Source organism: Legionella feeleii (assembly GCF_001467625.1).
Lineage (GTDB): Bacteria > Pseudomonadota > Gammaproteobacteria > Legionellales > Legionellaceae > Tatlockia > Tatlockia feeleii.
Map to the genome: position 1 here is coordinate 21,195 of NZ_LNYB01000031.1, position 13,242 is coordinate 34,436.

A 13,242-nucleotide genomic window follows, 5' to 3' on the forward strand; every position below is an offset into this window, starting at 1 on the left:
ACAGGCTGTAACCCGGGATTTCCCCTATTACCATAGTAAATACCTTGATTACGCTACGCTGCATCAAGGCGACTGACTACTGACTGGTTGATGGTAGCCTGGGTGCAAGCCGCAGGCTGTAACCCGGGATTTTCCACTATTACAATAGAGGTTGCATAAACGCACTTAAATCCGGTCTTTCCCGCATGCGATATTGGTAAACAGCATAAAAGGCAATGACGTTCTTCAAGTAATTGCGTGTTTCATGCCAGGGAAGGGTTTCAATCCAGATGTCGATTTGCTTGGGGGGATGATTCCTGAGCCAATAATTCACTCGGCTAGGACCGGCGTTATAGGCTGCCGCTATTAACACTGGATGTCTATTAAAACGATTGGCTAATTGTTTTAAATAGGCAACACCGATGTTGATATTTTTTTGAAATAAAAACAGCTGATCTTTATCACCATAAGCAATTTTTTCGCGTTTTGCTACCACCTTTGCGGTAGCAGGCATCACTTGCATTAGGCCACGGGCACCCGCTGGTGAGATGACATCGCGGCGAAAACCGCTTTCCTGCCGGATAATGGCGTAGATAAATTCACTGGGAATTTGGTAATTTTTAGCATATTGGCTAATAGTGGGTTGATACGCCAAGGGGAAGCGTAACACCAATTGATTATTTAACTCATCGGTATTGCTTAAATAAACTGATTTACCATGCCACTGCAAATCAGTTGCGATCCAATATATCAGGGCACTCTTATCCTCTTTGGGGAGTTCACTCATAAAATCAGTGAGGAGCCTCGCGGCTTGTAACTCCTGTTTGGATTGGTAGAGGTACTTAATATTATCTGTAATGGGTTGGTAGGGTTTTAAGATAGCCATATTGGATACTGGCGGTTCATTTTCAAAGCTCGGAGTCCGGTTTAATCGCAGGCTGGCCAGGAAACCATAGTAATTCCTTGATTTTGCAACGGACTGATAGATCGCTTTGGCTTCATCTTTTTTCCCTCTGGCTTCCAGGGCGCGGGCCAACCAGTATTGCCAACATGGTTTATCTTTATCAGGAGAATGATTGATTAGGTACTCGACTTTAGCCCATTGCTGTCTCTTAAGCGCATAACGGATTTGCCAATCAAGCAGAACGTCGTTGTAATAAGCCGGGTTTATCTTGTTAAACCAGTATTGCGTATCTTCATGATTACGCATCGCCTTATAAAGTGCCAAATGGGCAAGAAAGGCTTGTTGTTGCGGTTTGGTCAATAATTTTTTAGTTTTGACATGTTGCCAGTATTTGATGGCTTGATCCATGTTGATGGATACCAGCCTTTTTAAACCATAAAGATAGAAATAATCGTGTAACTCACCAATCTCAAGCTGGGTAATACGGGACGGACTCTGGTAAATAGCAGCCAGTATTTGTTCGTCTTTGAGACGAGGTTGTTTATATTGTTTAAGTAAATAGCGGGCTAAAGGCAGATTGCGCTTGTCGAGTGCCAGGATAATTCGCTGGGTAATCAGTGCTTCATCAAAACTGTCGCTTTTCACCAGCAGCTTAAATAGCTCATTGCAAGCAGAGGGTTGGGAACTTCCTGATAGCCATAAAGGTTTGGCAGCTTCCAGAGCCTCTTGGGTTTTGCCTTCATAATAGTTTGCCAGGTGGTTATAACACTGGAGATTAATATCGTTTGAGTTTTGATAATGCTTAATGTAATTGGGCCAATCTTTTTGATGGGCTAAATGATATAGCCATCTTTCACGTAATTTTTTGGCGAGCGGCGTATCGCTGTCAATAAACGCATAAAAATCCGGACCAGGCTGCACAGGCAAGTTCTGGCTCCACTGTGTATAAGCCATAAACCGGTTTAAATAAGCTTCGCCTGATGACGCATGGGTCATCGCTGATGAATATATCAGGGCTAAAATAAATAATATTTTTTTCATAACCTCTCAGTTACCACAATTGAGGATCCCTTCAAATGGTTCGCTCCCTGTTGAGTTGCCTAATTTCTACAACCCAAGTTAAGGGAATATAAACTTTGCTATAGAATCATTATAGTTAAATTGATGCTAGCTGAGTACGCATAGCTGTAATCGTTGTTGCATAATCACCACTGGAGAATATAGCAGAACCAGCAACAAATTGGGTAGCTCCCGCTTGTGCTATACGGGCAATATTTTCTGTGCTGACGCCGCCATCAACACAAATAGGGAGCGAGGGATAGTGCTGTTTTATCAGACTGATTTTATTGATTATTTCCGGGATCAAGGTTTGCCCGCCAAAACCAGGATTAACGGTCATGACCAGAATAAAATCCAGGCGATGGATACACCAGTTCAGGCAATCCAGTGACGTCGCAGGATTTAGTACCAGGCCTGCCTCGCAACCTTGCTGCTGGATAAGTTGCAAGCTGCGATCGAGATGGATTGTTGCGTCAGGATGAATGCTAATTCGTTTGGCACCCGCTTTGGCAAATTGGACAATCAGATCGTCAACCGGTTTTGTCATCAAGTGCACATCAATCGGAACACTGGGAAAACGATTATGTAATGCCTGGCAAATGGGGGGGCCAAAGGTAAGATTAGGTACGTAATGGTTATCCATGACATCAAAATGAATCATATCAGCACCGGCCTGCATGACTGCAGTGACTTCTTCGCCAAAACGTGTCATATCGGCTGAAAGCAACGAGGGTGCAATAAGGTAGGTCATTCTAGGCCCTAAACGAAATAGAAGAAATTATAGCAGGCATTAAATTGTGATTTGAATACCTGCCAGATTAAGACACTAAGCTTCACTGAACGTGTAGTTAAAGAACAAATTAAGCGTATGGACCTGGAACCGTGTGTCAAATGCGCTTATTGTCCTTGTCGACATATAACGATAGTCGAGTCCGAAAGAAGTCTCATCACTATAAAAATAACTTAAGCCAAGAATGATTTGCCCAACAGGGGTATTGGCGCTTGTTTTTCCGCCAGTGATGAAAAATTCATTGGATGGTTGTGTCACTGTAGGGTTAGCGATACCGTAGAAATTAAGTTGGCTTGAAATATGCGCATAACCGATCCCTAAACCAATGTAAGGAACAAAACTAGGATCATCATCTTCGTCATAGATGTCATAGTAGCCATTTATCATCGCCCCACCGAAACTCGTATTACCTTTTATTTGTATTCCGGGTGTGCCGCCAGAGGTAGCAAAAGGAGCCAATGAGTTCACAACAAACGCATTGAAGGGAACGAAATGCCGTTTAAAGGACAAGCCATCGACAGTCAGTCTGGTAACAGGGTTGTAATCGAAAAATAATTCCCCTTCGACGCGGAAATAACAGATCCGATAGCCAATCTGACCACCGCCGCCACCGCCAATACTGTAAGCGATTTGTGTGCCTGCGAGATCAGAAACGACTCCCCTTGGACGAGGGTGAGTGCCGGCATTGATTCTGGGAGCATAAGACACTATCCCTGTTGCACCAGCGTACCAACCTTCAGCCGGAACCGCTGAAAACACAGAGCAACTAGCCAGCAATAAACCGGCCAAGCCAATATGACGTAATTGTTTCATGTGCGCTATCCTTATTTATAACTGCTTTGATCAAAGCGGTAGGTGACTCCAATGCTGGCTATGTGAATCTGGACGACCTTACCAAGGTGATTGGCACGATCAGTTCCAACATAACGATAGGCAATGTCAGCAGAATAATTTTCAGCAAAATTATACATTAAGCCGGCAGTGGCCTGATAAGCAAAAACATTATCCGAGCGTTTGAAACGGGTTCTGAAAGGTGCTTCACTGTCCAGTTCAGATTGAACCCAGCCGTAACCTAAACCAGCACCAATAAAGGGTGCAATACTGGGAACCATTTCGGGGAAATCATAATAGACATTGGCCATGCCTAAAGCGGCATTGAATTGCCCCTCAATGCCGAGCTGTCTTATACCCATCACTTGAAAATGGCCAAGATCGGCATGAACATAAGTAAACTCGGCTTCATAACGCAACGGAGTGCTTTTAAAGCCAACGCGACCACCCGCATTATAACCGCCATTGTACGAAGCGCGTGTGCGAGTCCAGCCATAATAGCTATTACTGATATTATCGGGTACATAGCTGTAGCCACCGAAAACGCTTGAATACCAGCCATCAACAGGCGCCGCTGCTGCAGCAAGGCCGGAAGCCAGTAATGCGGCAGAAAAAAGTGCAATTCTCATGACATACCTTGTTATTTTTATTATTTATATTTAAAGCAATCCAATGTTAGCGATTTGCGTTTATTTTGCAAGCAACTTTTGCTGCTTGTATTACCTCATTGATGCGTTAAGATGATAGATGCCTATGGACAAACGGAGCAAGGATATGCCCAGAATTATTGATCGCCTCGAGGACTTTGGTAAAGAACTTATTGATTTTATTTCAGATAGTTCTGAGGAAGGTAATAAACGTTTACAGGAAGTCTTTAAAAAGGCAAGCAAGGAATATAATCAATATCAGGATTCTTATTTATGGTCCTGGCTTTATTACTATACTCGCCAGCGAACCGCAGCATTTGAAAAAACCATTTCAGCGTTAGCGACTGTTGTTGATCCCATTATACAGTTGCAAGAGTTTAGAAAATTTGTCAGCGAAGGAGAATGGAAATCGACTTCAGCCAATATTGATCTCTACATTTTTTTAATTCGCTCCATCGAAGGCTATGAACCCGAAGAGGATCATGTTTTACGTACAGTCATCATACCACGCTTGAATCAGTTGATCTGCAAGGATATTGATAACCTGATTAAAGCGCATGAGAAAGCCATGCAGGAAGCTGAAATACGGAAAAAAGAATTGGAAGCAATGCTCGCTGGAAAGCGCAAAGAGATGGAGAATGTTGTTCTCTTTGATAATGAAAACACCGCGAAGGAGCATGCAGGAGAATACCCGGAAAAGCAGGTTTTCTCTCTGATCCGCCTTTCTCCTGAAGCAGAAAAATCGGACTGGCAATTAACCTGGCATGATTCAACCGGGAAAGCGAACCGATTGGAGGTTTATGGCGAATTAAAGCAGTTACTACAGGAAAGCAAGGTATTGCCGGAAGAAAACTCAAGCCGTCAGTTTAAAATAAAATCAGCCTGTACCAAATTAGTAGAGGAATTGCTGGCAAGAACTCCGGTGTTGCTGAATCCATCTGTGGGGCTGTTGAAAGATCTCACCTCTACTTATGTGCTATCCACCAAACCCATGCAAATTGTCTGGTATGACAGTTTGGGCAATCGGCAACCTTTAAATTTGCATAAATACCCTCAGCTTGAGGCGTGGTTAGGCCCTAAAACCGAGGTTACAGAAAAAGATTTATCTCGCCTGAAAATGTATTTACGCCATATTGTAGTACGGCGTGAGGTCGATGAAGATAAACAGAGCAATGTCTTTGAACTCTTACGTAAGAAGCATGGCGAGACGTTAATAGCAACGGACAGTATTGCTGCTGTTCCTCCTTACAAGCTTACCGCAGGAACTTATTTATTAATTCGTGAGCCTGATGCAAAAACCGGTGCCTGGGTTTTATATCAAAGGCAAAAGGGAGGAATCAATCAACGGATCAATACCGATAATTGGGAAACCTTTCATGAAATTCTTGCTCAAAATAAAGATTTTTCAGCGGCAGAATTAAGCCTGGTTGAAAAAAATAAATTGCGTGAATGCATCAAAAAAGCCGATAAAATTTTAGTAAAAAATAAATCGTTGTGCATTGCAGTTAATCATTTTTCTGCAGGCAATGCGACGACTTATGAACCGGGTACCTTTATTGTGACCAAGCAAAAAGAACAATGGCAGTTGTTCTATATTGATATGTTGCAGAAAGCCATTGAGGTGGATTTAACACAGTGTAGTCAGGTTAAGCCTCTTTTCGCACAGTGGTCTGGTTTACCTGAGGTTCTTGGAACAGTACAACTTGGCGAACTGTCTAAATTACTTGCTGATTTTAAGCCTGCTGCCCGTCTTAAGGGGGTCGATGTTTCTGAATTGGAACGATGCCTGGCAGCTGGAAAGCAAAAAAAGGAAAAACAAGGAGCAGAAGAGCCAAACTTAACAACACAAACCCTTACTTCTCCTGAAGTACCCAGTAAATCGTTATGCTTGGCAGTGAATCATTTCTCACCTGCCAATGCGGCAGGTTATAAACCCCGTTCATTTATTGTCACCAAGTTGGAAGACCAATGGCAACTGTTCTATATCGATAGCTTGCAAAAAGTCATCCCGGTTGATTTGGATCAATGTAAGCAGGTCAAGCCTCTTTTTGCGCAGTGGCTTGTCATGCCCGAGACTTTGGGAGAGGATGAATTAGAGGCGCTGTCTAAGTCGTTAGGTAATTACAGACCTGCTGCCCGTCTTCCGTCTCAGGATCTTTCTGCAGTGGAAAAATTTTTGTTTGGTAGGCAACAGGCACAAACACACCCACAGCCGACAATGGTAGACTCCCCTACCATACCGGAAAAAATGCAGCAGGTGAGTCAGCCCCGGTTATTTAATAATACGGCTAAAATTCCCCTGGGAAGCGATGACATAGACTCGCCTGTTTTTACAGTGTAACCGCTTACCTGTCTCGGCATGTCCGAGACATCCAGCTATCGGGGACTCAGGGTTATATCGTAACAGGGTTAATAAAAAATTTTTTTTGCAAGCCACTCAAACATCATGGTTTGGGTGGATTTAGACGCAGTATCCATACTTTGCATACAAACAAACGAAACATTCTCTTTTTTGTCCGCTTGGGCCAGCTTATTTCTGATTTTGGTGGGATTATGACTAGCCGGATTTATCGTAATGGTTGCCAGGGAATTATCAAACACCACCTTTTTTGCTTTAATTTCTAAATGGTGTGACAGAGAAATCGGCCAAAATTGTCGTTGATCACGCAATGGATGGTTGAGGTTTTGAGCCAATAACTCGGGTTGTTGGAGAAAAAAATTTTCCAGGGTCGCTTTCTTTATTGGAAAGGGGGCGTGAGGCAGATGAAAAAACTTCCTTTGCCAGCCTGCTAGTCGGGCACTATTTTCTTGGACTTTTCGATGCTCATTCAGTTTGTTTTTTTTAAAATAGCCTAGCCATTTTTTTTCTGTCTGCGTTTTCCAATTCCCCCGGAAGACAAGTTTAGAGTCACGAAAAAAATCTTCATAGTGAACTGGGCGAATTAAGAAACAATCATCATTAAAATAAATAAAATGATTGGCTAAACCTTTGATTCGCCATAAGACAGATTCGATTGCCAGGCTGTTAAAGGTAGGCAAACAATGTTCAAAACCCAAAAAAATCTCACGATGATCAATGAGTTTTACTTTGTTTTCATGAGGGGTACCGGCAAACGTTTTCATCAGCGGAGGCGTTTGTGCATCGGTAACAATATAAATGGTTCGCAGCCAAGGCGCGAAACGCAATAAGGAATGGACACAGTAATCGAGTTCGCCTTGTTGATTAAATCGGGTGGGTGCAGCAGTTTCAGGTCTTTTATCAAGACCCATTTTAGCGAGATAGGAGGCCAATTTTTCAGCATGCGCTTGATCGTAACCATCTACCCAGGTGATCACGGCATCGACTGGCTCATGAATTGAATGGCTACTCATTTAAAATCCTGAAGTAATTGGATAGCGCCAATCACGTCCAAATGCTCTGGGACTGATTTTAACACCAGGAGCAGCTTGACGCCGCTTGTACTCATTTCGCTTGATCAAGCGAATCACTTTGTTGACATCACTAGCAGAAAAACCCATTTGAATAATCTCTTCGGCGGCAAGGTCATTTTCCATATAGGCTTTAATGATTGCATCCAAAATGGCATAGTCTGGTAAACTGTCTTGATCAGTTTGGTTTTCTGCAAGTTCAGCACTTGGCGGGCGGGTAATGACTCGTTCAGGAATCACTGCTGATAACCGATTGCGGTAGCGAGCCAGGGCATAGACCTGGGTTTTCAGGACATCTTTCAATACCGCAAAGCCACCCGCCATATCGCCATATAAGGTCGCATAACCGACAGACATTTCACTTTTGTTGCCCGTTGTTAAAACCATCTTGCCCGTTTTATTGGATAGGGCCATTAACAACATACCCCGAATTCGAGCTTGTAAATTTTCTTCAGTGGTGTTGTCTTCTGGCAGTTGGGCAAAGCAGGGCGCCAAGGTTGTTAAAAGACTTTTAAAGGCTGGTTCAATAGAGAGGAGGGTGCTTTTTACCCCTAAGGCCTGCAACTGTAATTTGGCATCTTCGAGACTCATGTCAGCGGTGTAGCGAGAAGGCATCATGACAGCATGGACTCGATCAGCACCTAAAGCATCGACGGCAATTGCTAAAGTCAGGGCAGAATCGATTCCTCCTGATAAACCAAGCAAAACCCCTGGGAACCCATTTTTTTCAACATAATCGCGGGTACCGCAAAGCAAGGCTTCATAAATTAATTGCTCTGGATCAAGAAGCGCTGTGATGTGGCCTGTTATTTTTTGTTGATCAAGAATCACTGTCTCCAATGACTCAGTAAAGGCTGGGGCACGTGCACAGAGCGAACCTTGTTGATCAAAGGTCATCGATTGACCATCAAAAACCAATTCATCCTGGCCGCCTGCCTGATTAACGTAAAAAATGGAGATACCACGTCGTGCATGGGTCTGCAGTAGATTTTCGCGTAGTTGTTGTTTTTCATAATCAAAGGGGGATGCATTGATGCATAGCAGGGCATCAATCCCTTCCTGGATCAGTTGCTCGACAGGACCTTCTTGCCAGATATCCTCGCAAATGCAAAGACCCAGGCGATATCCTTTAACGGTTAAAATGCAAGGCTTTGCAGCCCCAGGTGTAAAATAACGTCGTTCATCAAAAACACCATAATTAGGTAACTGTTGTTTATGGTAACGGGCAACAAGATTACCTCGATAAAAAACGCTTGCAGCATTAAAACATTGTTCTTTTTCCAAACTAGGATGACCAACAATGACATAACAATCATTGGTATTTGCCTGAATAGTTTGTAATGCCTGCTCCACTCTCTGATGCAAATTTTGCCGAAAAAGCAAATCTTCTGGCGGATAGCCGGTAATAGATAACTCTGGAAAAAGGATCACATCATGCTGTTCTTGTTGGGTTTGAATCACATGGACTAGTTTTGCAGTATTCGTTTCAATTGCTCCAACAGTAGGATTAAGTTGGGCAAGCAAAATGGTTAAAGTTTGATGCATATGGTTTTGGTACAAGCGCGACATAAAAATGATTTAGTTTATAACATCAGGCTGATTATGTCGTTAATTATAGACATTATATTTAATTAATCGACTCGGCCTGAAAATTAGTACAGTACGATATCAAAAATAAGCCAACTTCGGTATAATATTGCGTTCAAGTTTTGTTATAGAAGATTGCCTATGCTAAAGGAAGCATTATCACGGATGGCTGATGTTTTTTTACCTGCCGTGTTGATGCATGGTCAAGAGTACCAACAAAAAGGACATGTACTCAATATTCGTCTCAGTGATGGTTTGCTGAAAGCACGTGTAAAAGGGCATTCTGGTCAGATTTATGATGTTCATATCGATCTGAAAACCTGGCCGGCAAAACCAGCTCACTGCAGTTGCCAATACAGGACGAATTGTAAGCATGCCGCAGCCAGCCTGTTTGCGTTACAAGTTAGGGAAAACTACGAAATTCCTGCTCCCTCAGGTAACAAGCGTGAGCAATCATTAAATACCTGGTTAACAACTTTACGTGAAAAAGAAGTAAAAAAACCGTCGGTAGACAGCTCACATGAGCTTGTTTATTTGCTTGAACCCCAGCTTGGTGGCCATGAACATCGCATGGTGATAAGGCTGGCAATCGCTAAACGCCTTAAAAAAGGGGGGGTAGGCAAAAAAATAATCCTCAATAGTATCTCAGAGGGAAAAAAACAACACTTCGCCGCGGAAGATAATGAAATTGTCAATTCCTTACTCGTGAAATGTGCAGTTCAAGGTTGGTTTGAACGCTTAACTATTCGTAACAGTGATTTGATAGAGAAAATTCTGGCTACTGGAAGAGCTTATCTAAATACGGATGGGGAACCCTCACTAACCCTGGGCGAGCGGGTGGAGGCCAATTTTTGCTGGCAATTAGAGGCGACAGGCCAACAGCATTTGGTTTTAGAGGTTAATGGTCAACAAGTACTCCCTTTATTGCTTGATAGGCTTTTGTATTTTGATGAAGATAACTATGTCATTGGTTCTTTAAATAGTCCTTATAGTCTGGGCGAATTAAAAAACATAGTAAATATCCCTGTTGTTGGTTTGCACCAGGCTTCAGAGGTCGCGATGAAAATCGCTGAAACTTACCCGCAGTTACCCCTGCCTAAAATTTATGACTATAAAGAGGTTCGTGCCCTTAAACCCCAACCTGTACTCATTTTTGATGCAATCGAATTAGACGTTTCTTCGGCGGCTGCAGCTCAAAATACACATACAATTCTTTTAGTTATTGATGTGCTTTTTGACTACGAAGGGTTAAGAGTAAAACTTGACGATGTCTCTCCTACCCTGGTGCGGGAAGAGAATGGACGTTTGGTTGCTATCCGGCGTGATGTGGTTGAAGAGAAAGAAAAAAATAATGAAGTAGAACAAATTCTTAAACTTCGTAGCGCAACGTTTACTGAGAAATTGCATTCTCCTTATGAATTACGTGATGAAAAAATATTGGCTCATTATAGTGACACTGATGATTTACCCCGTTTATACAACCAGGTTATTCCCCTGTTGAAAACGAAAGGATGGGAAATCGAGTTTGCCCATCCTTTTTATGAAGAAATTGTTGATGCTAATGAGGTTGAATGGTTTTCTGAGTTGGCTGAACGCGGTAATGATTTTTTCTCATACCAATTAGGTATTTTAGTTGATGGAAAACAGGTCAGTATTGTACCCCTGGTCGCAGAGCTTATTGATAGATTTGATAAGGACAGTATCAATAATTTACCAGACGATGAAAAAGTAAGATTGCGTTTACCAGAAGGGAAGGCCTTACAGGTGAGCTTGGGACGAATCAAACCATTAATCCGTTTTCTTTTGCAGTATGGTACTCGTCATGTCAGGGATGCCCAACCCTTAGAGATAAGCCGTTACCAATTAATCCTGATGCAAGAAACAGAGCGGGCAATGACAGCAGTTTCTGCCCGTTGGCAAGGCGGTGAAAAATTTCGGGAACAGCTGCGGCAACTAGTGACATTGGCTGACTTGCCAGCAGTTGAATCACCAAAAGGCTTGCGTACTGTTTTGCGCGATTACCAGCATCAAGGATTGAATTGGTTGCAATTTTTACGTGTTTGTCGTTTTGGCGGGGTATTAGCTGATGATATGGGGTTAGGTAAAACGGTACAGACTTTAGCTCATCTACAGGTTGAGAAAGAGCAGGGGCGTTTAACCAAAGCCAGTTTAATTGTTGCGCCAACGAGTCTTGTGGGTAATTGGTATGAAGAAGCAAAGCGTTTTACGCCAGAGTTAAACGTTTTGGTCTTTCACGGTCTTGAACGCCATGAGGATGTGTTTGATGATTATGATTTAATTATTTCGACTTATGGTTTGATTCAGCGGGATAAATCACGTTTTATTGATTATCCTTTTTATTACCTCATTCTTGATGAAGCACAATCAATCAAAAATGCACGCACCAAAACAACGCAAATAATCCAGCAGATTCAAGCCGAACATAGACTGTGTTTGTCGGGCACTCCTTTGGAAAATCACCTCGGTGAATTGTGGTCTCTCTTTCATTTTTTAATGCCTGGGTTATTAGGTGACGCCAAACAGTTCAGGCAATTTTTTAAAACACCCATTGAGAAGCAGGCCGATATGGAGAGGCGAGCGTTATTAGCCAAACGTGTCCAACCTTTTATGTTGCGCCGTACTAAAAACCAGGTTGCCAATGAGTTACCTGATAAAACGGAAATGACTCGGACGATTGAGTTGACTGGTGCTCAACGTGATCTTTATGAAGCAATTCGGATGAGTATGGAGAAGAAAGTACGGGAAGCGATCGCCAAAAAGGGAATGAGCAAAAGTCAGATAGTCCTTCTTGATGCCTTACTCAAGCTAAGACAGGTTTGTTGTGATCCAAAATTGTTGTCGATGCCAGGTGCTGAGATTGCGCATGGAACTTCAGCCAAATTGGATACCTTGATGGAGTTATTGGAAAGTTTAATGGATGAGGGGCGCCGGGTTTTGGTTTTCTCACAATTTACTTCCATGCTCAAATTGATAGAAGAGCAACTCATTAAAAGAGACTACTCTTATCTAAAGCTAACCGGGCAAACTCAGAATCGGCAGGTCTTGGTCAATACTTTTCAGGAAGGGAAGATTCCTATTTTTTTGATCAGTTTGAAAGCCGGTGGTACTGGTTTGAATTTAACACGGGCTGATACAGTGATTCATTATGATCCCTGGTGGAATCCAGCTGTAGAGGATCAAGCTACTGACAGAAGTCATCGTATAGGCCAAGAAAACCCCGTATTTGTTTATAAATTAATTACTTCTGGTACGGTGGAAGAAGCTATTTTGGCAATGCAAGAGAAAAAAAGACAATTATTTGATGGGATTCTATCTGACAAGTCGAGTGCTATGAGCACCTTGACTGATAGTGATGTTGAACAATTTTTTATGCCATTACCTAAATCATAAAAACAGTTTTTAATCCAACGAAATGATAGATCGCTGATTGCAAAGCTTCACATCATAGCCTATTCTAGCATATGAGAAAATTTATGGAGAAAACTCATGAGACAATGGAAGGCGTTTTTAGCATTGATTCTTACGGTATTATTTATACCTGTTGCCCTGGCGCAATCACCTGCTGGAACATGGACAACAATCGATGATAAAACAGGCAAGAAAAGAGCAGTTGTTCGTATTAACGTGTCTGGAAACACACTTAGTGGTACTATTGTGAGTGTTTACCCCCAACCAGGCGATACAGGGATTTGTTCAAAATGCCCAGGCGGCTTTAAAGACAAACCAATCAAAGGATTGCAAATTGTATGGGGATTAAAGGACAAAGGTAATGGTGAATGGGATGGTGGTCAAATCCTTGATCCAAAAACCGGTAGAATCTACCGTGCCAAGATGACTTTGAAAGGCAATAAGCTCTATGTAAGAGGTTACGTTGGTGTTTCTATACTTGGCCGTACTCAAGTTTGGGTTCGCTAAGCAGGTAGTTTTAGCAGAGTTTTGTCCTTTTTATAATCTTGATGTTTAAAAAGACACACTAAAGTGTGTCTTTTTTTGTT

At 42.4% G+C, this 13,242-nt stretch carries 9 protein-coding genes; 3 read left to right on the top strand and 6 right to left on the bottom strand.

From position 1 onward, the window contains the following. Positions 1 to 139: 139 nt before the first annotated feature. The 4 genes from Lfee_RS05225 to Lfee_RS05240 all read right to left on the bottom strand — a co-directional run bounded on the left by Lfee_RS05225 (position 140) and on the right by Lfee_RS05240 (position 4,192). Positions 140 to 1,924 (bottom strand): lytic transglycosylase domain-containing protein, encoded by a 1,785-nt coding sequence (locus Lfee_RS05225; protein WP_058444585.1) that lies wholly within the window; start codon positions 1,922 to 1,924, stop codon positions 140 to 142. Positions 1,925 to 2,039: 115 nt separating this feature from the next. Next, positions 2,040 to 2,693 (bottom strand): ribulose-phosphate 3-epimerase, encoded by a 654-nt coding sequence (gene rpe, locus Lfee_RS05230; RefSeq protein WP_058444586.1) that lies wholly within the window; start codon positions 2,691 to 2,693, stop codon positions 2,040 to 2,042. Positions 2,694 to 2,768: 75 nt separating this feature from the next. After that, positions 2,769 to 3,545: an outer membrane protein gene (locus tag Lfee_RS05235; RefSeq protein ID WP_058444588.1), complete on the bottom strand. Its 777-nt coding sequence runs from the start codon at positions 3,543 to 3,545 to the stop codon at positions 2,769 to 2,771. 11 nt (positions 3,546 to 3,556) lie between these two features. Further along, on the bottom strand, positions 3,557 to 4,192 hold the full coding sequence (locus Lfee_RS05240; RefSeq protein ID WP_058444590.1) for an outer membrane protein: 636 nt from the start codon (positions 4,190 to 4,192) through the stop codon (positions 3,557 to 3,559). A 145-nt stretch (positions 4,193 to 4,337) separates the two neighbouring features. Here Lfee_RS05240 and Lfee_RS05245 point away from each other — a divergent pair, with 145 nt between their 5' ends. Then, positions 4,338 to 6,551, top strand: coding sequence for a hypothetical protein (locus Lfee_RS05245; RefSeq protein WP_058444592.1), 2,214 nt, complete (start codon positions 4,338 to 4,340; stop codon positions 6,549 to 6,551). Between the two features lie 68 nt (positions 6,552 to 6,619). On the opposite strand, the gene Lfee_RS05250 is transcribed toward Lfee_RS05245, so the two are convergent. Both Lfee_RS05250 and Lfee_RS05255 read right to left on the bottom strand, forming a co-directional pair. After that, positions 6,620 to 7,582, bottom strand: coding sequence for a stealth family protein (locus tag Lfee_RS05250; RefSeq protein WP_058444598.1), 963 nt, complete (start codon positions 7,580 to 7,582; stop codon positions 6,620 to 6,622). Then, on the bottom strand, positions 7,583 to 9,184 hold the full coding sequence (locus Lfee_RS05255; protein ID WP_058444798.1) for an NAD+ synthase: 1,602 nt from the start codon (positions 9,182 to 9,184) through the stop codon (positions 7,583 to 7,585). It abuts the gene before it with no gap. Positions 9,185 to 9,367: 183 nt separating this feature from the next. Between Lfee_RS05255 and Lfee_RS05260 the strand changes: the two genes are divergently transcribed. Then, positions 9,368 to 12,637, top strand: a complete 3,270-nt coding sequence (locus Lfee_RS05260; RefSeq protein WP_058444600.1) for a DEAD/DEAH box helicase — start codon at positions 9,368 to 9,370, stop codon at positions 12,635 to 12,637. 96 nt (positions 12,638 to 12,733) lie between these two features. Next, positions 12,734 to 13,162: a DUF2147 domain-containing protein gene (locus tag Lfee_RS05265; protein ID WP_058444602.1), complete on the top strand. Its 429-nt coding sequence runs from the start codon at positions 12,734 to 12,736 to the stop codon at positions 13,160 to 13,162. Positions 13,163 to 13,242 lie beyond the last annotated feature (80 nt).

Excerpts from the sequence above, each read along its gene's own strand:
- Lfee_RS05225 (WP_058444585.1), bottom strand. The coding sequence starts at position 1,924 with ATGAAAAAAATATTATTTATTTTAGCCCTGATATATTCATCAGCGATG.
- rpe (WP_058444586.1), bottom strand. The coding sequence starts at position 2,693 with ATGACCTACCTTATTGCACCCTCGTTGCTTTCAGCCGATATGACACGT.
- Lfee_RS05235 (WP_058444588.1), bottom strand. The coding sequence starts at position 3,545 with ATGAAACAATTACGTCATATTGGCTTGGCCGGTTTATTGCTGGCTAGT.
- Lfee_RS05240 (WP_058444590.1), bottom strand. The coding sequence starts at position 4,192 with ATGAGAATTGCACTTTTTTCTGCCGCATTACTGGCTTCCGGCCTTGCT.
- Lfee_RS05245 (WP_058444592.1), top strand. The coding sequence starts at position 4,338 with ATGCCCAGAATTATTGATCGCCTCGAGGACTTTGGTAAAGAACTTATT.
- Lfee_RS05250 (WP_058444598.1), bottom strand. The coding sequence starts at position 7,582 with ATGAGTAGCCATTCAATTCATGAGCCAGTCGATGCCGTGATCACCTGG.
- Lfee_RS05255 (WP_058444798.1), bottom strand. The coding sequence starts at position 9,184 with ATGCATCAAACTTTAACCATTTTGCTTGCCCAACTTAATCCTACTGTT.
- Lfee_RS05260 (WP_058444600.1), top strand. The coding sequence starts at position 9,368 with ATGCTAAAGGAAGCATTATCACGGATGGCTGATGTTTTTTTACCTGCC.
- Lfee_RS05265 (WP_058444602.1), top strand. The coding sequence starts at position 12,734 with ATGAGACAATGGAAGGCGTTTTTAGCATTGATTCTTACGGTATTATTT.